Below are 25,109 nucleotides of genomic sequence, written 5' to 3'. Positions count from 1 at the left end.
TTGCCGTTAAGCTAACTCAATCCGCCGCTATGCGCTTTTCTTGGCTTTCTTGGTAGTCTCACTCACCCACTTGCCATTAACGTAATGGGCTGACCAACCAGTAGCTTTACCGTCGACTTCAGTCGCAACGTATTGCTCTTTCGTCTTACGGCTAAACTTCACCGCAGCTTTATTGCCTTCGTCATCAGTGACGGGCGCATCGGCTAAATATTGATACTTAGGCCACAGCAGCTCGCGGTATTGAACCAGCTCTTCAACCAGAGGTGCACGGGTTTCCCGTGATTTAGGGAAAGTACTGGCCGCTAAGAAGATCCCTGCTGCACCATCACGTAATACGAAATGGGCATCCGATTTGCTGCATTTCAGATCAGGCAAATAGATAGGATCTTCTTTTGGTGGCGCAGCCTCACCGTTCTTCAGTAATTTACGCGTATTTTTACATTCGCTATTGGTACAACCAAAATACTTACCAAAACGGCCGTTTTTCAGTTCCATGTCGTGGCCACAGCGATCACACTCAATCAGCGGACCTTCATAGCCTTTGATCTTGAATTGGCCTTCTTCGACTTCATAGCCTTCACAAATCGGGTTGTTACCACAGACGTGCAGCTTACGCTTCTCATCAATTAGGTAACTGTCCATTGCTGTGCCGCAAATACCACAGCGGTGCTTAGCACGCAGCGCATCAGTCTCGGCATCTTCACTGTTTTCACTGATCGCCTCAACGCCAGGAGTGAGGTTCATCGTCGTCTTACAGCGTTCTTTAGGGGGTAATTCATAACCAGAGCAACCCAGGAAAACGCCAGTCGTTCCCGTGCGAATACCCATAGGGCGACCGCAGGTTGGGCACTTGATATCCGTCATCACCATTTGGTTAAGACGCATGCCACCTTCTTCGGGATCCAGCTCCGCTTTTTCTAATTGCTTAGTAAAGTCAGCATAGAAACCATCGAGCACTTTTTTCCAATCTAATTCGCCGCGAGCCACATCGTCTAATGTTTGCTCCATACTGGCGGTAAAGTCATAGCTCATTAAATCCGCAAAACTGCCGACTAATCGCTCGCTGACAATTTCACCCATTTTTTCGGCATAGAAACGACGATTCTCAACTTTTACATAACCCCGATCTTGAATCGTTGAAATAATAGTTGCGTAGGTCGATGGGCGGCCAATACCGCGTTTTTCTAATTCTTTAACTAAAGAGGCTTCGCTGTATCGAGCTGGCGGCTTAGTAAAGTGTTGCTTAGGTTGCAACTCTTTTAACGCTAATACATCGCCTTGTGCCACAAATGGCAACGTATTGTCTTCTTCGTTTTTCTTCTTGAGTGCTGTTTGCACGCGAGTCCAACCATCAAAACGTAAAGTACGTCCCGTTGCTTTGAGCTCATAGTCACCCGCTTTGACTGTCAACTTAGTGGCATCATATTGGGCTGGCGTCATCTGACACGACACAAATTGACGCCAAATCAGCTCATATAGACGCTGAGCATCACGCTCCATGTCCGATAAGGTCGCCGCTTGGACATGAACGTTCGATGGACGAATCGCTTCGTGAGCCTCTTGTGCGCCTTCCTTAGAACCATAACGAATGGGTTCCGCGGGTAGATATTTATCACCAAACTCTTTGGCAATCATATCACGCAAGTTTTCAACGGCTTCTTGACTCAAATTGGTCGAGTCGGTACGCATATAAGTAATATGACCAGCTTCATAAAGTCGCTGAGCCATCATCATGGTCTTCTTCACACCGAAACCTAAGCGCGTACTCGCCGCCTGTTGCAATGTCGATGTAATAAAAGGCGCAGAAGGTTTGCTTTGGGTCGCTTTGTCTTCGCGGGCCAGCACGGTAAAACTCGCCGCCGATAACGCTTGAACCGCCGCCATCGCTTGCTGTTCATTAATGGGATTAAAGGCCGCATCTAAATGCTTAACCACTTCCATCCGCAAGGCTTCTTGGGCTGGCGTACTCAGCTCTGCATGTACATCCCAAAACTCTTCCGGTACAAAGGCTTTAATTTCGCTTTCACGTTCAACCACTAGGCGAACGGCAACCGACTGCACTCGTCCAGCGGATAAACCGCGAGCGACTTTTTTCCACAGCAGTGGCGACACCATAAAACCGACAACTCTGTCTAAGAAGCGACGAGCTTGCTGGGCATTAACCATGTTAGTGTCGAGTGTCGACGGCTTGCTAAAAGCGTCTTGAATCGCAGACTTAGTAATTTCGTTGAAAACTACACGTTGATACCGTGAAGGATCACCGCCAATCACCTCTTGCAAATGCCAGGCGATAGCTTCTCCCTCACGGTCTAAGTCGGTTGCGAGATAGATTTGGTCGGCAGAATCGGCAAGTGCCTGTAACTCTTTAACAACCTTTTCTTTGCCAGGCAAAATTTGATACTTAGCCGCCCAGCCCTTTTCAGGGTTTACGCCCATGCGAGACACAAGCGCTTGCTGATCTTTCACCTTTTTATATTGAGCTTTTTCTTCTGGCGACATTTTCTTAACTTCGGCAGCGGATTTAACCTTTTCATTGCCTTCTGAAGTCGATGATGTCGGCAGATCACGGATGTGACCTACGCTCGATTTAACGATGAATTCTTTGCCAAGATATTTATTAATAGTCTTAGCTTTGGCCGGTGATTCGACAATAACTAGCGATTTACCCATAGTTTAATTTGCGCCAAAAAATCTCAAGAAGGTGGAAATTGGCACCATATATAGAGGGTTGTACTGATAGTTTCAAGTTAATCCCTCTTTTATATGTACCAGCGAGTCACTTTTTAATCAAAGTTGAAAAAATGTAAAAATATAATATGCGTAATTAAAAACTAATATTTCATTATTTGCCAGCAAGCAAGAAATAGTTATGCATTTATCGTGAAAAAGTCGCTTTGAGCACAAAACCGTCCGCTTGTGCACTCGAAAAGCTTCAGTATACTGGGTTCCCTCAGGGACCATATGAACAAATAATAACTTTCCCTATCACAAGGATAAGCAATGAAGCACTTTGAAGCGAATTTTGATGGACTCGTTGGACCAACACACAATTACGCAGGGTTGTCTTTTGGCAATGTCGCCTCTCTCAGCAATGCCGCCTTAGTTTCCAACCCAAAAGCTGCTGCGAAACAAGGACTCCAAAAAGCCAAAGCACTTGCCGATATGGGCATGGTTCAAGGCATGTTAGCCCCTCAGGAGCGTCCAGACCTCTACACATTGCGCCGAATTGGATTTTCCGGCTCTGACGCCAATGTATTAAAACAGGCTGCTAAAGAAGCGCCTATGCTACTTAATGCCTGCTGCAGTGCATCCAGTATGTGGACTGCCAATGCCGCAACTGTCTCACCCAGTGCAGATACACGTGACGGCAAACTGCATTTCACTCCAGCAAATTTAGTCGATAAACTGCATCGCAGCATCGAGCCCCTCACAACGGGGCGCATATTAACAGCAACTTTCAGTGATCCCCACTATTTTCATCACCATAGTCACTTACCTGAGCATAATAGCTTCGGTGATGAAGGTGCGGCGAACCACACTAGGCTATGCAACGAGTACGGCCATGCCGGTGTAGAGCTGTTCGTTTATGGGCAAGAAGCCACCAATCCCAATACCCCTAAACCGCAAAAGTATCCAGCTAGACAAACCTTAGAAGCATCGATGGCGGTGGCACGCTTACATCAGCTTGAAGAAGATAATTGCGTCTTCATCCAGCAGAATCCTGATGTCATTGATCAAGGTGTATTCCATAATGATGTTATCGCAGTAGGTAATCAAAATGTGCTGTTCTACCATGAACAAGCCTTCTTAAATACCCAACATAAAATTGATGAAATTAAACGTAAGCTCGATACCGAACTGTATTTCATTGAAGTGCCCACCGCTAAAGTGGCGATTAACGACGCCGTCAAAAGCTATTTATTCAATACCCAGATTATTACGCTTCCTTCTGGTGAAATGGCCATTATTGCCCCAACCGATTGCCAAGAAAATCCGGCAGTATTTGCCTATTTGAATGAACTACTGACGCTGAATACTCCCATTAAGCAAGTGCTTTACTTCGACGTAAAACAAAGCATGCAAAACGGCGGCGGCCCCGCCTGCCTGCGTTTGCGTGTCGCCATGAATGAGATGGAAGTCGCGGCAGTGAATCAACACACTCTAATGAATGATGCCTTATTTTCGCGTTTAAACCTTTGGGTAGACAAACATTACCGTGACAGATTAACCACTCAAGATCTTGCTGACCCTCAGCTAATCATCGAATCACGCACTGCATTAGATGAGCTCACGCAAATCATGAAACTAGGTAGCGTGTATCAGTTCCAGCGATAATGAATAAATATAATTCCAAAAACTAGACAATAAAAGCGCACAATTAAGTGCGCTTTTAACTTATATTATTGACCCGTCCTAAATAGCGTTAACACTTGTCGATAATTTTATTTCATAGACAATAGACTAGTGGATAACGACAGGGATCGTTGCAATCTGCGTTAAAACACCTTTTTTAGTCAGTGCTTCAATCACTAATGACCCTGCATCAGGTTGGTCAGCACCTTTTATAAGAACGCTATACTTTCCTGCCCCGTTATCATTTGAAGATGCGATAGTGAAAGAGCCTTTACTTGCTAAGCTACCAGCTGAGGGGGTAAACGTAATGACTGTTCCTGAAGGCAAAGGCTGATTATGTAAATCCCCAATAATAATAGTTACGCCACCAGTCGACTTACCAATAATGTCAATCGTATTGTTATCGTTTAGACCATCACACACATCAACTATAGCTTTATCATCAATACAACTATCAGTAATTACTGGAACAGAAGCCATAGCATCACTACCCGACATTACCAAGACTAACGAAGCACGCACATTCAGCGAAGTATTACCCGCTGCACATCCGGCATGTTTACTGCCATTAGCATCCAATTGGCACAAACTACCATTGTATAAACCATCTGCTTGGTCATAAACGCCATTACTATTAAAATCAGTAAACACTTCAGCATCCCCTCCCTCTTCACCACCAGCTACACTTGGGTTAAAAGTACGGTCTTCATTATGGTCGACAAACGCTTCACTTAAGTCATATGGATTACCCGATACATCCTTTTTGCTTAAAAAATTCGCCACTTCAGATGCGTCAAAACGTCCATTGCTATTAGTATCTGGGAAAGACTCTTCACCGATAGCCGTAGCTAATATCGTCACGCGTCCGCCATAAGGTTGACCCAATTCCGCATCTAACGAAGGTTCTTTACCTTGCATTGCTAACGTATCACCAGTAGGGCGAGGATTTTGGCTTGTCCATTTAACTGAACAAGCACCATTAACTGTCAAACACGAAGACGCTATCACACCGCCCTCTGTGGTAAAGGAAACAGCTGTGCCATCGGGTACAGGGTTGTTGAATGCATCAGCCAATCGTGCCGTCACATCAACCTCAATGCCATCGTATTCCCAACCTTCAGGGCTTAGGTTTGATGCCGATAAAGAAAAGCTATCTTGGTCAGGTAAACCTGTCGAAATAACTAATTGATTCGATTGACTTGATATTGCTGGCGTACTGCCAGCAACCACTGCAGTAACCCTGACACTTGTTGATATTGAGCCCGAATTAACTACCGTTTGAACAACTCCCTGACCATTTGTAGTAGCAAACTCAGGATCAAGAGTGATATTGCCAACTTCAGTATTAAGCGAGAAATTCACACGTTGATTACTAACCGGAATGCCATTTTTATCCATTACTTTAAATTTCACGGTTGAGGCTTCTGCCCCACCGGTTCCTTTAAGCCTAATGACTTCGGGTAATGCCTCTAGGAAAAAGATACTACCAACACTTGCAGGTAAGACATTTACCGTCGCCTTGGCAGTAAGAGATTTTCCACCAACATTAGCGCTTATATTAATAGTGTCGTCCCCCACACAGCCTTTTGCTAAGTAAGTACTGGTTGCAATACCGTTAACTGCGACTACAGGAGTGCTTAATTCTGCTTCAGCATTCGCCTTCAAGGCACAAACAGAGGTAAATTGAACTTCAACTGGATCGGCAAATAGATTTCCTGCGTCATCCTGAATAGATACTGAGACACTTGAAGTCCCACCCGCTGAAACAACTGAAGGCTCAACAGATGCAACACCATTTTGAAATGGAGAACCACTTCCCATAAACACATTAGTCGCACCGATACTAAACACTAGTTGTTCAGATTTTTCTCCCGTTAGCAACGTCGCTGTCGCACTACCAGCACCTGGCTGAGTACCTGCTAAAATTTGAACATAAGCAACACCTTGCTCAGTAATAGCAGTATCAATGGGTAATTCACCGCGCGTACTGGAAAATTGAACAATTGTTTGCTTGGAAATACCTGTAACATTAGCAATAAGATAACCTGGTGAAAGTGATGTTATTGTTGATATGGGTGTTTTTGACTCAGGGTCACTCACCATAATCAAGGATACCTGCGCACCGCCTGTTGATGCTCCACCATCACCTTTAGTATTAAAGGAAATATCAGATGTAACAGCACTACCTCCTGTTGGAGTATAAATTGCTGTAATTTCACCAGAACCAAGTATATTACCAGGCAAGACATCAATAGAAACCTTACCCTCAGTATTAGTCACCCCACTATCAGGAGTTAACACTCCTTGCCCTTCTAGACTAAAAACAATTCTTGCACCACTAAAAGCTGAAGAATTTTTCGTCAAGGTTGCTGTTAACTTTCCTGGTGCAGCATTCGAAACTTCATCAATTGGTTGCCCACTTGAATTTGTCAGCCCCAGTTTAATGACATATTTATCTGATGGTGTAGTGCCAGTGCCATCGTCGGAGATATTGCCTCCGCCGCCACATGCGACCAAGAAAAGTGAACATATTCCTGCGAGAAAAACCTTATACGCTGACTTCATTGTCAGGCTCCCTGTTACTCTGATGATGATACTTAAGCTAGACGCTTATAACTTATAGGCTAACATTACACAATTTTCACGCATTTTACTCACTAGCACCTTATTTTATTTCACAAAAAACGCAAATATTTTAACACCATTTGTCATTTCATCTTCGCCGTTTTCTTGCTAGTCTTGTGAGCGCCAAAAAATAGAATGTATAAAAAACACACAGGACTCTCCATGGCAATTTCGATAAAAAATAAACTCGGCCTTACAAGCAAAATTCTGATCGGTATGGGAACAGGTATTGTCTTAGGTCTCATACTCCGCAATGCCTTTCCAGAAAGCGATATCGTAAAAGACTATATTACCGAAGGTTTTTTACATGTTATCGGCACCATTTTCATCTCCAGCTTAAAAATGTTAGTTGTTCCTTTAGTCTTTATTTCATTAGTTTGTGGCACTTGCTCACTGAGTGAGCCTTCAAAATTAGGCCGTTTAGGTGGCAAAACCCTTGCTTTCTATTTATTCACCACCGCAATTGCTCTCGTAGTTGCGATTGTCAGTGCAGTCCTTATACATCCTGGGAACGCTTCACTCGCTTCAGAAAAAATGGAATACATTGCCAAAGAAGCGCCCAGTCTTTCAAGCGTGATTATCAATATAGTCCCCACCAATCCGATGCAGGCATTGAGTGAAGGAAATATGCTGCAAATCATTATTTTTGCGGTAATTTTTGGCTTTGCGATTGCCCATATTGGTGAGCGAGGTAAACGTGTTGCGGCTTTGTTTGAAGATTTAAATGAAGTCATCATGCGCGTCGTGACACTGATTATGCAATTGGCACCTTATGGTGTGTTTGCGCTGATGGCAAAACTAGCATTAACGCTCGGTTTAGAGACCTTTGGTAGCGTAGTTAAATATTTCTTCGTGGTTCTCGGTGTATTACTGGTCCATGCGTTTATTGTTTACCCGACACTTCTAAAACTCTTCTCAGGCCTCAATCCATTCATATTTATTCGTAAAATGCGCGATGTGCAATTGTTTGCCTTCTCAACAGCAAGTTCAAATGCCACTTTACCGATTACCATAGAAGCCTCTGAGCATAGATTAGGTGTCGATAATAAGATTGCTGCCTTCACGCTACCCTTAGGTGCGACCATTAATATGGATGGCACTGCAATTATGCAAGGTGTGGCCACTGTATTTATCGCCCAGGTTTTTGGCATTGAACTCTCGCTCACCGATTATGCCGCCGTTGTGGTGACAGCAACATTGGCATCCATTGGTACAGCTGGCGTTCCGGGTGTTGGACTTATCATGCTGGCCATGGTATTGAATCAAGTTGGCTTACCAGTTGAAGGTATTGCATTGATTATCGGTGTTGATCGCCTACTCGACATGGTACGTACCGCTGTTAACGTGACGGGCGACTGTGTCGCAACAGTGATTATTGCGAAATCTGAAGGTGAATTTAACGAGCAAGTGTTTAACAACACACAAGCGGGTAAGGCTGCTAGAAATTTTGATGAGCAAGTTCATCATTCAGATAAATCTAACTAGCCTTAGTTAAATACCCATCACGCCCAGCCTCTGTGTTGGGCGTTTTTATTTATATTTTTTGTTCACACTTAAACCTGCGCTGTTTGTTTACATTAATGATGCCAATTCATTTTTCTAAAATTAGCAAAATGTGAACATGCCAATAGTACGGAAGTTTGTTTTTAGATACATTATGTTTACTATTTTGATACGTTAATTGGAGTTGAACAAATGTGGTGGAGAAGTCTTTGGATCCTGATAGCGTGCTGGCTATTGTGTGCCCACTTTGTACGTTATGAACAAATCAACTTTGCTATCCCCTTTGCAATAGCCCCCTTAGCTTTATGCTTTAATTCAGTTTACTTACTGCGTTTATTACAAGTTCTATTATTTGTGAGTGTCTTTACCGTCTGGGGTGTCACCACGATTGAAGCGATACAAATGCGTTTAGCGCAAGAAGCGCCTTGGTTGAGATTATCTTTTATTATGATGGCGGTGATGCTATTTACCTTAGGTGCAATTATCTGTGGTAACGGCATTTTGCGGATCAGAAGACAAAAGTCTCCTTGGGGGAATTCACCGATACGCTAATACTTTTTGCTGTAATACTTTCTTATTCAACAATAAATGAGTACTTATTTTGACCACAAGTTCCGCTCGGTCAGCAAAGGTTAAGTTCGACTAAGATATGCTAAGACTCTATTTGGTTATCAGTGTGATTTTGCGTAGACTGCTTTGCTAAGGCTTAGCTCATCCACATTAAGGCATGTATATTATGAGAATTTTGGTTGTTGAAGACGATCCTATTTTATCCCACCACTTAAAAGTGCAATTAAGCGATCTCGGCAATCAAGTTCAAGTGGCGCTCACAGCCAAAGAAGGTTTCTATCAAGCCACAAATTACCCGATCGATGTCGCAATTATCGATTTAGGATTACCCGATCAAGATGGCATTAGCTTAATTGAACAACTCAGAGAAGCCGATCTTAAAGCGCCGATATTAATCCTCACCGCACGTGTCAATTGGCAGGATAAAGTCGAAGGCCTAAATGCCGGAGCCGATGACTATTTAGTTAAGCCCTTTCAAAAAGAAGAACTCGTCGCTAGGTTAGATGCCTTAGTACGCCGCAGTGCAGGCTTTGTTAAACCGGTAATTTGCAGTGGAGAATTAAAACTTGATCTCGCCGCTAAACAAGTCACCTTGAGCGATGAAATCATGGAAGTCACCGCCTTTGAATATTTGATCCTCGAATATTTAATGCGTCATTGCCATGAGGTGGTTGCCAAACAACGTTTGCTCGATGTGATTTATGGCGATAAAGAAGGCGATCCGAATACGATTGAAGTCATGGTCAGCCGCCTGCGTAAAAAACTGACCCGCGATGGGATAGACAATCCTATCGTCACCATTCGCGGCCAAGGATATAAATTTAACCTGCCATGCAACTAAGATTAAAATTTAAGAAACGTCTACTGACGCGGATGTTTCTCACCTCGCTATCGATTATTGCCTTAGTGGGTTTTGGTCTCGCATGGATGGTGAATATTCTGCATGCGCAAAATAGCTATAACGAAGAAACCGCACAACTCATTGCCGAAATTCCCCAAGTCGCCGCCGAATTGCGGGAGCACGATCTCATCCCCGATACCAGTGCGTGGCTGGAGGAAAATAATAAGCAAGAACGTTATGTGATTGCGAGTTGCGATGAAAAATTTAAACAAGTTTGGACTTCATCCCTCGCAGTAGACCGTGGCTTATTTGATACTTGCGAGCGCTTTAACGAAATTCGCAACGACTCCCCGCCCTATTATCTTACTATGGCCGATGACAGAGGTTACTTCGTCTATTTGCTCGCGGTGGAAATTGCCAGCGTACATTACAACCTGCTCGTCCTCAAAGATGCCGCCAAACTCGAGCAGGAATACAGTAAGTTCAGTAAACGCACTTATATTCGTTTAGCCATGGTATTAGCCTTAGCGTTAATTCTATTAGTTAGCGCCGCCTATTGGGGTATGCGCCCCTTAGTTCGGATGCAAAATGAACTGCAATCAATTAACCAAGGTAAGAGTAAATCACTTTCTGAAGGCTATCCTGTTGAACTCGAAGGCGTAACTCAAGCACTCAACCAAATGCTGCAACAATCGAGTGCCCAGCAACAACGCTATCAAAATGCCATGAATGACTTAGCACACAGCCTAAAGACCCGCTTAGCCGCTGTGCATGCCATCACAGATGACGCCAGCTTGAGTAAACAATCGGCGAGCGAAAAAATCATGGAACAAGTCAGCCAGATGGATCAGCTGGTCAAATATCAATTAAAACGCGCTATGTTAGGCCGCCAAGGCCTGAAGCAAGAACAAACGGTGATTGCGCCCTTAGTCGACCAATTAGCGCAAATGTTGTTTAAAATTTATCGCGATAAGCAAGTGCAGTTCTCAGCGAACATTCCTCCCGCCTTAATGTTCCCTGGCAACAAGGGCGACTTGATGGAACTGTGTGGCAACCTAATGGAAAACGCTTTCCGCTTATGTATCAGTCAAGTGCATGTCTCTGCTCAAATTAATTCGCATGGCGAATTTGAACTTATCGTTGAGGATGATGGCCCGGGTGTTGAAGAAAACCTAAGACAAAAGATTATCCAACGCGGCGTTCGGGCAGATACTCAGTCACCAGGACAAGGTATCGGATTAGCTGTGTGTGATGAAATTGTTCACAGCTACGGTGGCAGTTTAAAGATTGAAGAAAGCCACTTAGAAGGTGCACTCTTCAGGATCCGTATCCCTGTTTAACAGCAGGGATAGCTCAATACAAAGATATTGACAAGCATCTGGATGCTGGACTTTATCAGGCAATCACCGCATATAACTGCTCGGCGCGATTAAACATGATCCAAGAGGTGGCAATATATTTGTCACCACTTACAGGTTTATTTCCCCTATGTGTATGAGTAAATCCCGCAGGCGCTATCACCATAGTGCCTTTTTTCGGCGAAATTTTACGTTGCTGATAATAAAATTCGGTTTCACCGCCCTCTTCCACATCATTTAAATAAAACATATAAAGTACGACGCGATGTAAGGCTTCATTGTGGCCATTCTGCGGGAATTGCTCCGAATGCCAATGGGGATAACCGCCTTTATTTTGCTGATACTTTTGAATATTAATACTGCCACTGCGATACAGATACTTGACTAAACCATCGGCCCTAGGCGCACCCAGCGTCGAAAAATTAGTCGGAGTTAGCGTCACAGGTTGGCCTTCTTCATCACTCACAGACACTGCGACCGCGCCCATTAGCGCCATTGAGTACTTTGTGAAATAATCTACTGCGCCCTTTAAGGTATAACCTAAGAGTTCGTTTCTGAGGGGCTGCAGGTCGACGAAACTATCTAAAGCCAAATCGCGGCTGATCTTCTTCTCCAAATCAACGCCATTGCCCGTTTGTCCATCAACAACGCCAGCGTGTTGCTCAAATGCCAGAATGAGACGGTTACACAAGTCATTCGGCAACGCATTAGGGTATACTTCAATAAAGTCCATACTTCCTCAATGGATTGACTACTTTCTAGGCTTACTATGCTGACATGTTAGTTAAGTAATTGTAAAGCAGCATCATTGAGATAAAATAACTCACATTAGGCTTCACGATAACAAGAATATGAAAAAAAGCTGTAAAGTCTCAGTCCATCAACTTCAAGTCGGCAACTTTGTGCGTTTGCCTGTGGCTTGGAAAGATCATCCCTTTTTATTCAGTAGCTTTCATATTAAACAAGCTGCACAAATCGAGTTGATTAAAAATCTAGGCATCGAGCATGTCATTGTCGATTTAGAACGCAGTGATGTCGCTCCCATAGATGCTGACGCAGTCAACCCAATCAAATTACCGCCAAGTGCTGAGATCAATGTGCTTAAGAACGACATGGATCAGTACAAGGCCGAACAAATCGAAGTGCAAAAAAAATTACGCCGCGATATTCATAAAACCGAGCAAAACTTTACCCGTTCGGTAGCCATGATGCGCAGCCTCATCTCTAAGCTGCGTAATCGCCCCTTAAATGCGGTCGATGACGCCAAAGATTTAGTACACTCCATCGTCGAACAGCTGCTTAATTCAGATAACTTAGTGCTACATTTAATGAGCGATGCCAAGCAAGACGAAAGTATTTATTACCATTCTTTGAACGTCGCGATTCTTTCTATGCTGATCGCTAAAGAACTGGAATGGGATAGAAGTGAGATTGAAACTGTGGGTCTCAGTGCCCTATTCCACGATGTGGGTAAATTAAAAATTCCACCCCAAATTCTTAAAAAATCGACGCCTTGGTCGGCGCCAGAGCTTAATTTCATCAAGCAGCATCCGTTACTTGGGATTGAGCTGCTCAAATTAGCCGATAATTTTCCCCAAGCAGCCTTACCTGCAATCATCAATCACCATGAGTTTCTCGATGGCAGTGGTTATCCCAAAGGCCTAAAAGAAGAGGCTCTCGATAAAGTTTCGCAATTGATTGCGGTAGTGAACGAATATGACTCTCTGTGTTATCCAAGCCAACAGGGCAAAGCCAGAATGCCCTATGCCGCTCTGGGACATTTATACAAGCAATACAAAACTAAGCTTAATCAAGAATACATTGGCAAGATGATCAAGATGCTCGGCATTTATCCTCCCGGCAGTGTGGTGGAATTATCCAGCGGTCAATATGCCATGGTGATGTCGGTTAACTTAACTAAATTGCTATGCCCTAAGATATTGGTTTACGATGCGTTAGTCCCTAAAGATCAAGCGCCTATCGTTGATTTAGAGATTGAAGGGATCAGCATAGTGCGCTGCTTACCCCCTGCGGCGCTTCCTGAAAAAGTCCACGAGTACTTGAATCCCCGCGAGCGAGTGAGTTACTACTTTGGTGGTGACAGTCGTAAATAATGGCTGAGTCAAGTAGCCGTACAATTGGTGCATAACTAGCGGCACTGATTTAATCAAAGTCATAGAGTTAGAGTCGTGGCATAAAGCTCATTAAATCAAGTGAAGTGATTAAATCACAGTGATACAATCGCAGTGATAAGAATAAGGGTCGAATATTATATTCGACCCTTATTTTTTTATTCGACAAAACCAACGCGTCTAGCGGCTAACTTATAACCAATGTTTACGTTTAAAGAAGAAGTAAGTACCGGCGGCACTGGCTAACATCATCACAATCGCCATAGGGTAACCGTATTGCCACTCAAGCTCAGGCATACTGGTAAAGTTCATCCCATAACTACTGGCAATCAAGGTTGGTGGCAGAAACACCACAGCGGCAACCGAGAAGATTTTAATGATTTTGTTCTGTTGCAGGCCACTGAAACCCATGGCCGCATCAAGCAAGAAGTTTAATTTATCGAAAATAAATTGACTGTGGGGCATCAGCGACTCGATATCCGACAACATTTCCCGCAAGTCCTTCAAGTGCTCATCGGATAGCTGGCCACGATAGTAACGCTGCATATAACGCAGTGAACGCTGGGTATCGAGCAAACTCAAACGGATTTTACCATTGGAGTCCTCTTGCAGAGTGATAAGCTTAAATACATCATCAAGCTCATCGTTATCAAATACTTGCTCACCGACATTTTCGAGAACTGTGTAAACGTCTTCGATTAAGTCAGACAGATAATCCACTTTCAGATTAAATAATTCGAGAAACAGTTCCTGCGGCGTCGACACATCTAACCGGCCCAAACGTAAATAGTTACGCAGCAAGCGGATAAGACCCACGTCTTCTTCACGGATTGTCAGTAAAAAATTGGTGCGAAGGTTGAAGGACACGTTAACGCCACGCACATCTTGGCCGACACGCTGGGGGAATAACGAATTGATATGCAGGCCATCGCTGTTTTGATAAAAACGTGCCGAGGCCTCAATTTCATTGATATCTTCTTCGTCAGGCACTTCTTCAACAGAAAAATGACTTAACCATTCTCGCTCCGAATCATCGGGTTTATACAGATCTAACCAAATGGTCGATGCGGGAATACTGTCCAGTATGCCGAGCTCTGTCACAGTAAGGTGACGATTTTCATACACATAAGCAGTAATCATTTGTCCTCCTGAAAAAAACTTAAGTTAACGATCCCACTTAAGTGCAGGCTAAAAAATTGTCGCTAGTTTACCGCATAAGTTGGCAATGAAAAGGCGCGAAGGATAATTTAGTAAAATAAATATGCCTTAATCGGTCTCGATGATCGTCAGCCGTTCTTGGGTCGAAAAGCGAATATGGATGCCATCGAGCGTCACCATTTTAGAATCTGAAATATCTCCCTTACGCACGCGATACTCACCATTGTTGTCAGCATTGGGTGACACGATTCTTACCGTGACTATTTTGTGCTGATCGCGCCAATACCAAACACTATAACTGAGCACACTCAGTCCGAGCACCACAAACACGCCTGTGAGTAAATAACGACGCCACAGGGGTTCATTTAAACGTTTAGTGCTGATATTCGCGGCCTGAGGCACAATTTGTCGCTGGCGCTTCATCAGCAAAAACCAAGCGCCAGCAATGACTAAGACTGTCAGTAAAATTTTAGTGAGCATGGCCCCTTCCTTTGATGTACTTAGCCTGCGCGCAATAATTAATATAATGCCAACTACAATCGAGTATTAACTCGTCAATGCCACACATAAGCTCGCGCATTATACATTGACCATCATACGCTGACTTAAGTGGATAAACTGTCTTTGGGATCAAGCTTAAAGCTCACAGCTAAAGAGATAAGGAAAATGGCGAGTAACAGTATGCAAAAGCAGTGGTTTGAAACAGCGTACAACAGCCTTGTTACAGAACAAAAAATGACAGGACGAAAACATCGCGGGCCATAGGTAAAATAAAAGGCAAAGGCCTAATCAGATTTACTGCGACAAAAGCGTCACAGCACTCATGATGACTAAGCGCCTTATTTTAAAAATCCTCAAATACCTTTGCCATACGTTGAATTTGCACCAAAGGCACGCCATGACGATTACGTTTTGCGCATTCCAACTGATGGGCAGGATTGCTCGGTTCGCCTATCAGCATAATTCGGACTTGATAACCTAAGGCTTTTGCCGCCGCTTCATAGGCCATGTATTCCCAGCGGCACAGATTAGTGTTGTCGCAAATCACCACGGGCTCGCCTGAAGACAGTGCCTGAATAAACCCCGTCAGATTACATTGATGATACTCAGGCAACTTCTTGGCATCGAAGCGGTATTCATCTTGGTGATAGAAAAAGCTATCGGTCGAAAAGACACCGCGTTGGCGCACGCCAATGGCTTTTTCTAAAGCAAGGGAAAGAATATAAGTTTCAACCCAATGTGACTTACCACTGCCCGGTAAACCACGCATAATTATCGCGATTTTATCACTCATGTGTTCGACTCACTGCCAATCACTCGGCCCGCTAAAATAGTCTCGACCAACTGAGGCACTAACTCACCCGCTTTGCCAGTCAGATGATACTGGAACTGACTGTGTCTATCGGGTGCCATCATATTCACTTCTACTGTTTGCGCGCCGTGATGATTAGCGGTATCGACAAAGCCTGCGGCAGGATAAACAGTACCAGAGGTGCCAATGGCAATAAACAAGTCGCAGTTATCGAGCGCATCGTGAATTCGATCCATCCCTAAGGGCATTTCACCGAACCACACCACATGGGGGCGCAAACGCTGGGCAGGAATACAGCAGGTACAACAGTTATCGGCACCAAAAGGCTCACGTAAAATAAAAGTCTGACGCGAACGCGGACAACGGCCTTTGGATAGTTCGCCATGCATGTGCAGCAATCGACGTGAACCCGCACGCTCATGCAGATCATCAATATTCTGGGTCACGACCAATAACTGACCTTGAAATTCTGCCTCTAACTTTGCCAAGGCAAGGTGCGCGGCATTGGGCTCAACCGTACCACTGTGCAATTGCTGCCAACGACTATTGTAAAAGCGTTCCACAAGTTCAGCATCACGTTCATACCCTTCAGGTGTGGCAACGTCTTCAATATGATGTTCTTCCCACAAACCATCTTGATCGCGAAAGGTGCGTAGTCCCGATTCCGCAGAGATCCCCGCGCCGGTTAACACCACAATTTGCTGGTACATGCCGATTCCTTATTATTTTATTTATTTGAATTATTCTTACTGACTTTGGCAGCCGTGAATATTATTCCTTGGTATAACCATACAAAAACTATGCTTGAATTGCCGCAAAATATTGTGATTTAACGCCTATTGACACAATTTATCTGCATATCGCGCTATAAAGCCAGAACAAAGGTTTAAGTTTTCAACCTGAGCCCCTATAATGGCAAACACTATCCACGGATGAACCTATTGGTTCTGCAATCAAGAGATTAGCAATGACAGATGGAAATCAAGCGCTAAAAAAAGCGGGTTTGAAAATTACCCTGCCACGAGTCAAGATCCTAGAACTGATGCAAGGACCTGAAAACCAACATATCAGTGCAGAAGATTTGTACAAGAAGCTGCTGGATTTGGGTGAAGAAATTGGTCTAGCCACCGTCTACCGTGTGTTAAACCAATTTGATGATGCTGGCATTGTCAGTCGTCACCATTTTGAAAGCGGTAAAGCTGTTTTCGAACTCTCAACTCAGCATCACCATGATCACTTAGTTTGCCTGTCGTGTGGCAAAGTGATTGAGTTTTCAGATGAAGTTATCGAACGTCGTCAAGATGAAATTGCCATGAAACACAACATTAAGCTGACGAATCACAGCTTATATTTGTACGGCACTTGCACCAATGATACCTGTGAGCATAACGACGCTTAGTCGACTTCAGCTTTCATCGCCGAGACACAAAAAACCAGCTTTAGGCTGGTTTTTTTATTGGATGATGTTAATCGGCAAATCGTTATAATAGCTTGGCGTAGATATTCACTTTATGGCCCATAAACTCATTTTGCTCGCGCCAGTGCATGCCTACGCGCTTAGCCACGCCTTCGGAGCCGAGATTCCCTTCTAAGATAAGTGCAATTGTCTGCTCTATGCCAAAACGCTTAAATTCGGCTAATGCAGCAGATGCGGCCTCAGTGCCAATCCCTGTGCCCCAATACTCAGGGAAATAACGATAACCCAGTTCGACTTCATTAAATTCTGCAATGAATTTCGGGCCACAAAAACCGATCACACGTTTATCGGCTTTATGCTCTACCGCCCAGCGACCAAAACCATGTTGCTGATAATCGGTTTGGATCACCTGGTGAAATAACTCAACCGCCTGCTCACGAGACGTAAAAGCAGCAGTGGGAATGTATTTCAGCATCGCCGGATTACTGTTCATCAAATACAGGGCTTCACAATCTTGCTCAGTAAATGGCCGAATAATTAATCGTTCAGTTTGGGTTATCATCTTTACTCCTTCAAAAATGGATCGCTTAATACATCAGCCTATCGATAAATGGTTACTATTGGCGTAACGTCAACGACACTACGCCAGAACCTTAAGCTTAACGGTGGTAATCACCACTGCGCTCAGGCTGATACAGGATTTCTTCAATACGCACTTTTACCATAGAACCACCAGGGCCTGGCCATTCAATCTCATCGCCTTGAGACAACCCTAATAATGCACTCCCCACCGGCGCCAAAATAGAAATCGTGCCCGCGCCATTGATGTCTTTTGGATACACTAAACGTAAACAGAAGGTTTCATTACTGGATGAAACGCTAAACTTCACTTCCGAATTCATGGTCACCACATTTGCTGGCATCTGAGATGCAGGCACGATATCGGCCCTGTCTAATTCAGCCTCCAATGCCGCTTTGCCCGGAAACGCATTTGCCGGCAGTGACTCCAATAATCGCTCTAGTCTTTCTAAATCGATTTCCGAAATAATGATTTTAGGTGTTTTCACAGTCTTTCCCTCGTAAAGAAACGTGATGTTCAAGCCGTGACTCAGGCTAACATCGACTCAGTGGCTTACCCTCCCCCAATGCGGTAAGCCCCATAATACAAATACGCTCGCAGCGATAGGCTGCAACCGTGTGATAAAAATTTGAATTCAAGATATTTTGCAGAAACAGCACCGAAGCCATAAGCACTTAGCTCATGGTTAATGGCTCTCATCACGCTATGCTCACCCATGGCGCAGGCGACTGCCGAGTAGAGAAGCATCAATCTAACCCGTAGAAGAAAAAATATCTAGTCTTCATGGTGTTAGCTCAATCCCATTCCTGTCATTTTACAGCCAATAAAAAAGGCGCCTTAGGCGCCTTTTAGTATCGAACGGTTTAGCCTACCAACCAGTACGAGTACGCAGCGCTTTGCCGATATCAGCTAGCGAGCGGACAGTTGTCACGCCAGCTGCTTCTAATGCAGCAAATTTGTCTTCTGCAGTACCTTTACCGCCAGCGATAATCGCGCCAGCGTGGCCCATACGCTTACCTGCAGGTGCAGTTACACCAGCAATGTAAGACACAACAGGCTTAGTTACGTGTGCTTTGATGTAAGCAGCCGCATCTTCTTCAGCGTTACCACCGATTTCACCGATCATTACAATCGCTTCAGTCTGTGGATCGTTTTGGAACATTTCCAATACGTCGATGAAGTTAGTACCTGGAATTGGGTCACCACCGATACCTACGCAAGTAGATTGGCCGAAACCTTCATCAGTCGTTTGCTTAACCGCTTCATAGGTCAGAGTACCTGAACGTGAAACGATACCCACTTTGCCTTTTAAGTGGATGTGACCTGGCATGATGCCGATCTTACATTCACCTGGGGTGATAACACCTGGGCAGTTAGGGCCAATCATGCGAACGCCAGTTTCTTCAAGCTTCACTTTAACTTGCAGCATGTCCAGTGTAGGAATGCCTTCAGTGATACAAACGATTAGCTCGATGCCACCGTCGATAGCTTCAAGGATGGCGTCTTTACAAAATGGTGCCGGTACATAGATCACTGTTGCCGTTGCGCCAGTTGCAGCAACAGCATCTTTTACCGTGTTAAACACTGGTAGACCTAAGTGAGTTTGACCGCCTTTACCAGGAGACACACCGCCCACCATTTGCGTACCGTAATCGATAGCTTGTTGTGAGTGGAATGTACCTTGACCGCCAGTGAAACCTTGGCAAATTACCTTGGTATCTTTATTGATTAAGACAGACATTATTTGCCCTCCGCAGCTTTAACTACTTGCTCAGCCGCGTCAGTCAGACTGGTAGCTGCAATGATATCAAGACCTGATTTAGCTAATACTTCACGGCCAAGTTCAGCGTTAGTACCTTCTAAACGAACCACAACAGGTACTTTAACGCCCACTTCTTTAACAGCGCCGATAATACCTTCTGCGATCATGTCACAACGTACGATACCGCCGAAAATGTTAACCAGAACCGCTTTCACATTGCTGTCAGACAGAATGATTTTGAAAGCTTCTGCTACACGTTCTTTAGTCGCGCCGCCGCCTACGTCTAGGAAGTTCGCTGGCTTGCCACCGTGCAAGTTAACGATATCCATAGTACCCATAGCCAGACCAGCACCGTTCACCATACAGCCAACGTTACCGTCTAATGCTACGTAGTTAAGTTCGAACTTAGCCGCGTGAGCTTCACGCGCGTCATCCTGTGATGGATCGTGCATGCCTTTGATTTTTGGTTGACGGAACAGTGCGTTACCGTCGATACCGATTTTACCATCTAGGCAGTGTAGGTTGCCTTCAGTGGTAATAACCAGTGGGTTGATTTCTAATAGTGCGAAATCATGATCAACGAACATAGTCGCCAGACCCATAAAGATCTTAGTGAACTGCTTCATTTGCGTTGGGTTTAAACCTAACTTGAAGCCAAGATCGCGAGCTTGATAACCTTGTGGGCCAGTCAAAGGATCGATGATTGCAGTGTGAATGAGTTCTGGCGTTTCTTCTGCCACTTTCTCAATTTCAACACCACCTTCAGTCGACGCCATGAACACAACGCGACGAGTCGCGCGGTCAACAACGGCACCAAGGTACAGTTCGTTAGCGATGTCAGTGCAGCTTTCTACTAAAATTTTAGCAACTGGCTGACCTTTCTCATCAGTTTGATAAGTCACCAGATTTTTGCCTAACCAGTGTTCGGCAAAGGCTCTGATTTCTTCTTTATCGCCAGTGACTTTAACGCCACCCGCTTTACCGCGGCCGCCAGCGTGTACTTGACACTTAACAACCCATAAATTTCCGCCAATATGGCCTGCCGCTTCTACAGCTTCTTGGGCTGTATCACATGCAAAACCTTCTGACACTGGTAAACCATATTCGGCAAATAAGGATTTTGCCTGATACTCATGCAAATTCATGATGATCTATCCGTATACTTCTAATCAAATCCAACTGGCCCGTTTGGGCCAGTCACGAGGGTATGTCTGACTATTTCTTTAAGCGCGAACTCTTAGCGAGTTGTCTTACAGATCAAGCAGCAGACGAGTTGGGTCTTCTAGGAAGTCTTTAATCGCAACCAAGAAACCAACAGACTCACGGCCATCAACAATACGATGGTCATATGAGAGTGCTAGGTACATCATGGGCAGGATTTCAACCTGACCATTAACTGCCATTGGGCGGTCTTTAATGGCATGCATGCCTAAAATCGCGCTTTGTGGCAGGTTAAGGATTGGGGTAGACATCAATGAACCGAAAACACCACCGTTAGTCACAGTGAAGTTACCGCCAGTCATATCTGCCACAGTCAGCTTACCGTCGCGGCCTTTGATGGCTAAATCACGAACCGCTTTTTCGATTTCAGCTAAGTTCATGGTATCTGTGTCACGTAACACTGGTGTTACCAGACCACGTGGTGTTGATACTGCGATGCTAATGTCGAAGTAGTTGTGATAAACGATATCATCGCCATCAATAGACGCGTTGACTTCTGGGAAACGTTTCAGTGCTTCTGTCACAGCTTTGATGTAGAAAGACATAAAGCCTAAACGGATACCGTGGCGCTTTTCAAAGATATCTTGGTATTGCTTACGGATATCCATGATGGGCTTCATGTTCACTTCGTTAAATGTCGTGAGCATAGCGGTAGAGTTTTTCGCTTCTAACAAGCGGTTAGCGATTGTCTTACGCAGACGTGTCATTGGCACGCGCTTCTCGCTACGGCCAGCCGCTAACGGAGCCACAGCAGGTGCTGCTGGCGCCGCTGCTTTAGGGGCAGACTTAACAAAAGCTTCAACGTCTTCTTTCGTAATACGACCACCCACACCCGTGCCTTTTACTTTGCTAGCATCAACATTGTGCTCGGCCAGTAAACGGCGTACTGATGGGCTTAACGCATCGTTAGATTCGTCACTTGTCGCAGCTGCTGGCGTTGCCGCTTCTGCTTCAGCTTTAGTCACTTCTTGGCCAGAAACTGCACCCGCGATGAACTTAGCGATCACTTGTTCACCTAAAACAGTGGCGCCTTCTTCAAACAAAAACTCGCCAATGTGGCCATCTTCTGGCGCAACCACTTCAAGAACCACTTTATCGGTTTCAATATCAACCAGGTTTTGATCACGAGAAACTTGCTCGCCCACTTTCACATGCCAAGTGGCAATCGTGGCATCGGCAACAGATTCTGGTAGTACAGGTACCTTGATTTCGATACTCATGAAAAACTATCCTTTTATAAAATGTCTATTACTACAGTGTGATTGTAAGTTTCAGGGCACTGTTCACTAAAGATTCTTGCTGATGTGTATGCAACTCAGGGTAACCACATGCTGGCGCAGCTGACGCTTCACGGCCGGCATAAGTTAACTGTGCACCTGCAGGAATCGCGGCCCAGAAATGGTGTTGACTCGAGTACCAAGCACCTTGGTTCTGTGGCTCTTCCTGACACCAAACAAAATCTTTAACATGTTGGTAATCAGCCAAAGCAACGATCATTTCATCATGTGGGAACGGATATAACTGTTCAACACGAATTAACGCTACGTTAGTGATGTTTTCTTTACGACGTTTTTCCAGTAGTTCGAAGTAAACTTTACCACTACAGAAAACAACGCGATCCACTTTGCTTGCTTCCAAGGTATCGATTTCACCGATCACATTTTGGAAACTACCACTGGCCAATTCTTCCAAACTCGACACGGCTAATGGATGACGCAGCAATGATTTAGGCGACATCACGATAAGTGGTCGACGCATTGGGCGCACCACTTGACGGCGCAACATATGGTAAACCTGTGCAGGTGTTGAAGGCACACACACTTGCATGTTGTGGTTAGCACACATTTGCAAGAAACGCTCTAAACGGGCGCTTGAGTGCTCTGGGCCTTGACCTTCATAACCATGGGGCAACAACATAGTCAGACCACATAAACGGCCCCACTTTTGTTCACCCGATGACAAGAACTGATCAATAACCACTTGAGCACAGTTGGCAAAGTCACCAAACTGGGCTTCCCAAATGGTCAGGCCGCCAGGTTCTGCCGTCGCATAGCCGTATTCAAATGCCAATACTGAGGCTTCAGATAATACTGAGTCAGTAATATCAATCGGACCTTGCTCATCGGCAATGTTGCGTAGTGGCATGTAAGTCGTGCCATCGTTTTGATTGTGCAACACAGCATGACGATGGAAGAAAGTGCCACGGCCAGAATCTTGACCTGTGATACGAACGCGCTTGTTGTCTTCCAGAATCGAGGCATAAGCCAAGGTTTCTGCAAAGCCCCAATCGAGTGGTTTCTCACCCTTTGCCATAGCAACACGGTCGCCATAAATCTTAGCAACACGGGATTGTAATGGATGGCTTTCAGGAACGTAGCTCAATTTGTCCGCAAGGTTTTGTAAACGTTCTGCCGACATCGCAGATTCGAACGCTTCGTCCCACTCACGACCAATATAAGGTGTCCAGTCAACAGAATGCAGCGTCATTGGACGCCATTCTTTCACCACACAATCACCCTGATCTAATGCGTCACGGTAATTATTGATAAGACCAGTCACCTCATCGGCAGCAATCACGTTTTCAGCAATTAACTTGTCTGCATAAATCTTACGTGGCGTTGGGTGTTTCTTGATCTTGGCATACATCAGCGGTTGAGTTGCACTTGGCTCATCGGCTTCGTTATGGCCATGACGGCGATAACAGACTAATTCAACCACCACATCACGTTTGAACTCGTTACGATAATCAACGGCTAACTGCGATACAAATGCAACCGCTTCTGGATCGTCAGAGTTAACGTGGAAAATCGGCGCCTGAACCATCTTAGCTATGTCAGTACAATATTCAGTTGAACGCACGTCCGCATGGTTAGACGTAGTGAAACCCACTTGGTTGTTCACTACGATGCGAATACTGCCGCCCACTTTAAAACCGCGGGTTTGAGACATGTTAAATGTCTCTTGTACTATCCCTTGACCCGCAATGGCTGAGTCACCGTGAATAGTAATAGGCATGACTTGTAAGCCATCCTTACAACCGCGACGGTCTTGGCGGGCACGTACCGAACCAATGACCACAGGGTTAACGATTTCAAGGTGCGATGGGTTAAAGGCTAGTGCTAAATGCACATTGCCGCCCGGCGTTTCGAAATCAGAGGAGAAACCTTGGTGGTACTTAACGTCACCCGAACCGTGGGTATCAGCATGCTTACCCGCGAACTCATCAAACAGTTCAGCAGGACGCTTACCTAATACGTTAACCAGTACGTTTAGACGACCACGGTGAGCCATACCAACGACGATTTCTTTAGTACCCGCTTCACCTGCACGATAAATAATTTCGCGCATCATAGGCACTAACGCATCGCCGCCTTCTAACGAGAAACGTTTCGCACCAGGGAATTTAGCACCTAAGTATTTTTCAATGCCTTCTGCGGCGTTTAAGCCTTCAAGAATGCGTGTCTTAACACTTTTATCGAAGTTAGCTTTACCTAAGGAAGGTTCGAGACGTTGTTGGATCCAGCGTTTCTCATCGGTATCGGTAATGTGCATATATTCAGCACCGATAGAACCACAATAAGTGGCTTTCAGTGCTTTTACCAAATCCGCAAGCTTCATGGTTTCGCCACCATGAGCAAAAGAACCAGTATTAAACTCACGATCCATGTCTTCTTTAGTCAGGCCGTGGAAGGCAGGATCTAAATCGGCCACAGGTTCGCGTTTCCACAGTTCTAGGGGGTCAAGGTTAGCACCTTGATGACCACGGAAACGATGGGCGTTAATTAACTGCAGGACTTTAACTTGCTTAGCATCCAGTTCAGGATCCGTCACACGAGCAGAGCTCTTATGGCGTCCTTCTAACGCTAAACTGCGAAAATAATCACGTACTTTTGAGTGAGCAGCTTCAGGCGCATCAACAGAGGCACCGTTCACAGGAGGGAGATTATCAAATACCGCACGCCAATCATCAGCGACTGACTGTGGGTTTTCTTGATAGGCTTCATACATCTCTTCTACGTAGGTCGAATTTGCACCACTTAAGTGAGATGATTCGAGCCAGGCTTTCATGATGCCTTGGTGCATTTCTATTCCTTTCAAACTTTATACACGTGCTTAGCCATAGTATTAAATATGCAGTCTGTAGAGATTACCTTCGACGCATAATTTCTGCCGCCCCTAGATGTCCAGATATACGGCGCGTTGTCTTCCATTACATACGCAAAAGAGTCACCTTCTGCTACCAGAAAGTGACTCTTCGAGAGCTATATTATTATTGG

20 protein-coding genes are annotated in these 25,109 nt (G+C 44.8%); 7 read left to right on the top strand and 13 right to left on the bottom strand.

Annotated elements, in window-relative coordinates; genetic code table 11:
- Window positions 1–27: 27 nt before the first annotated feature.
- Entirely contained in the window at window positions 28–2,670 is a 2,643-nt protein-coding gene (topA, locus tag NE536_RS14670; protein ID WP_006081959.1) for a type I DNA topoisomerase, read from the bottom strand.
- 330 nt (window positions 2,671–3,000) lie between these two features.
- On the opposite strand from topA, the gene astB reads away from it, so the two are divergent.
- On the top strand, window positions 3,001–4,335 hold the full coding sequence (gene astB, locus NE536_RS14665; RefSeq protein ID WP_261273135.1) for an N-succinylarginine dihydrolase: 1,335 nt from the start codon (window positions 3,001–3,003) through the stop codon (window positions 4,333–4,335).
- Between the two features lie 126 nt (window positions 4,336–4,461).
- Here astB and NE536_RS14660 read toward each other — a convergent pair whose 3' ends face one another.
- Window positions 4,462–6,918 carry an Ig-like domain-containing protein gene (locus NE536_RS14660; protein ID WP_261273134.1) on the bottom strand — a complete coding sequence of 819 codons (2,457 nt, stop codon included), beginning with the start codon at window positions 6,916–6,918 and terminating at the stop codon, window positions 4,462–4,464.
- A gap of 222 nt (window positions 6,919–7,140) precedes the next feature.
- Here NE536_RS14660 and NE536_RS14655 point away from each other — a divergent pair, with 222 nt between their 5' ends.
- The 4 genes from NE536_RS14655 to NE536_RS14640 all read left to right on the top strand — a co-directional run bounded on the left by NE536_RS14655 (window position 7,141) and on the right by NE536_RS14640 (window position 11,232).
- Window positions 7,141–8,463, top strand: a complete 1,323-nt coding sequence (locus NE536_RS14655; protein WP_261273139.1) for a dicarboxylate/amino acid:cation symporter — start codon at window positions 7,141–7,143, stop codon at window positions 8,461–8,463.
- A gap of 210 nt (window positions 8,464–8,673) precedes the next feature.
- Window positions 8,674–9,033 carry a hypothetical protein gene (locus NE536_RS14650; protein ID WP_259510518.1) on the top strand — a complete coding sequence of 120 codons (360 nt, stop codon included), beginning with the start codon at window positions 8,674–8,676 and terminating at the stop codon, window positions 9,031–9,033.
- Between the two features lie 184 nt (window positions 9,034–9,217).
- Entirely contained in the window at window positions 9,218–9,892 is a 675-nt protein-coding gene (locus NE536_RS14645) for a response regulator (RefSeq protein ID WP_261273133.1), read from the top strand.
- The gene (locus NE536_RS14640) at window positions 9,883–11,232 is read left to right on the top strand and encodes an ATP-binding protein (protein WP_106650746.1); all 1,350 of its coding nucleotides are present in this window, start codon (window positions 9,883–9,885) and stop codon (window positions 11,230–11,232) included. The genes NE536_RS14645 and NE536_RS14640 overlap by 10 nt, the downstream gene beginning before the upstream one ends.
- Before the next feature lie 55 nt (window positions 11,233–11,287).
- Here the strand turns inward: NE536_RS14640 and NE536_RS14635 are convergent, their stop codons facing one another.
- Window positions 11,288–11,983: a 2OG-Fe(II) oxygenase gene (locus NE536_RS14635; RefSeq protein ID WP_261273132.1), complete on the bottom strand. Its 696-nt coding sequence runs from the start codon at window positions 11,981–11,983 to the stop codon at window positions 11,288–11,290.
- Between the two features lie 118 nt (window positions 11,984–12,101).
- Here NE536_RS14635 and NE536_RS14630 point away from each other — a divergent pair, with 118 nt between their 5' ends.
- Window positions 12,102–13,364 carry an HD-GYP domain-containing protein gene (locus NE536_RS14630; protein WP_107947881.1) on the top strand — a complete coding sequence of 421 codons (1,263 nt, stop codon included), beginning with the start codon at window positions 12,102–12,104 and terminating at the stop codon, window positions 13,362–13,364.
- Window positions 13,365–13,574: 210 nt separating this feature from the next.
- Here the strand turns inward: NE536_RS14630 and corA are convergent, their stop codons facing one another.
- From corA to cobB, 4 genes are all read right to left on the bottom strand, one after another.
- The gene (gene corA, locus NE536_RS14625; protein WP_006081968.1) at window positions 13,575–14,522 is read right to left on the bottom strand and encodes a magnesium/cobalt transporter CorA; all 948 of its coding nucleotides are present in this window, start codon (window positions 14,520–14,522) and stop codon (window positions 13,575–13,577) included.
- Between the two features lie 126 nt (window positions 14,523–14,648).
- Window positions 14,649–15,020, bottom strand: a complete 372-nt coding sequence (locus tag NE536_RS14620; RefSeq protein WP_261273131.1) for a hypothetical protein — start codon at window positions 15,018–15,020, stop codon at window positions 14,649–14,651.
- 364 nt (window positions 15,021–15,384) lie between these two features.
- The gene (locus NE536_RS14615; RefSeq protein WP_261273130.1) at window positions 15,385–15,834 is read right to left on the bottom strand and encodes an ATP-binding protein; all 450 of its coding nucleotides are present in this window, start codon (window positions 15,832–15,834) and stop codon (window positions 15,385–15,387) included.
- Entirely contained in the window at window positions 15,831–16,562 is a 732-nt protein-coding gene (gene cobB, locus NE536_RS14610; protein WP_261273129.1) for a Sir2 family NAD+-dependent deacetylase, read from the bottom strand. The genes NE536_RS14615 and cobB overlap by 4 nt, the downstream gene beginning before the upstream one ends.
- A gap of 257 nt (window positions 16,563–16,819) precedes the next feature.
- On the opposite strand from cobB, the gene fur reads away from it, so the two are divergent.
- Window positions 16,820–17,251: a ferric iron uptake transcriptional regulator gene (gene fur, locus NE536_RS14605; RefSeq protein WP_106650752.1), complete on the top strand. Its 432-nt coding sequence runs from the start codon at window positions 16,820–16,822 to the stop codon at window positions 17,249–17,251.
- 82 nt (window positions 17,252–17,333) lie between these two features.
- On the opposite strand, the gene NE536_RS14600 is transcribed toward fur, so the two are convergent.
- The 6 genes from NE536_RS14600 to NE536_RS14575 all read right to left on the bottom strand — a co-directional run bounded on the left by NE536_RS14600 (window position 17,334) and on the right by NE536_RS14575 (window position 24,915).
- Window positions 17,334–17,831 (bottom strand): GNAT family N-acetyltransferase, encoded by a 498-nt coding sequence (locus NE536_RS14600; RefSeq protein WP_261273128.1) that lies wholly within the window; start codon window positions 17,829–17,831, stop codon window positions 17,334–17,336.
- Window positions 17,832–17,928: 97 nt separating this feature from the next.
- Complete coding sequence (gene rnk / locus NE536_RS14595) at window positions 17,929–18,336, bottom strand: nucleoside diphosphate kinase regulator (RefSeq protein ID WP_220590440.1); 408 nt, start codon at window positions 18,334–18,336, stop codon at window positions 17,929–17,931.
- 381 nt (window positions 18,337–18,717) lie between these two features.
- On the bottom strand, window positions 18,718–19,590 hold the full coding sequence (gene sucD / locus NE536_RS14590; RefSeq protein WP_220590441.1) for a succinate--CoA ligase subunit alpha: 873 nt from the start codon (window positions 19,588–19,590) through the stop codon (window positions 18,718–18,720).
- The gene (gene sucC, locus NE536_RS14585) at window positions 19,590–20,756 is read right to left on the bottom strand and encodes an ADP-forming succinate--CoA ligase subunit beta (RefSeq protein WP_107947894.1); all 1,167 of its coding nucleotides are present in this window, start codon (window positions 20,754–20,756) and stop codon (window positions 19,590–19,592) included. The genes sucD and sucC overlap by 1 nt, the downstream gene beginning before the upstream one ends.
- Before the next feature lie 105 nt (window positions 20,757–20,861).
- Entirely contained in the window at window positions 20,862–22,052 is a 1,191-nt protein-coding gene (gene odhB / locus NE536_RS14580) for a 2-oxoglutarate dehydrogenase complex dihydrolipoyllysine-residue succinyltransferase (protein WP_220590442.1), read from the bottom strand.
- A 31-nt stretch (window positions 22,053–22,083) separates the two neighbouring features.
- Window positions 22,084–24,915: a 2-oxoglutarate dehydrogenase E1 component gene (locus tag NE536_RS14575; RefSeq protein ID WP_261273127.1), complete on the bottom strand. Its 2,832-nt coding sequence runs from the start codon at window positions 24,913–24,915 to the stop codon at window positions 22,084–22,086.
- Between the last annotated feature and the right edge of the window lie 194 nt (window positions 24,916–25,109).

The organism is Shewanella septentrionalis (genome assembly GCF_025370265.1).
In the GTDB taxonomy this organism is placed as follows: domain Bacteria; phylum Pseudomonadota; class Gammaproteobacteria; order Enterobacterales; family Shewanellaceae; genus Shewanella; species Shewanella hafniensis.
Note: the sequence above shows the minus strand (reverse complement) of the source record. Positions and strands in the feature narration are given on the sequence as shown.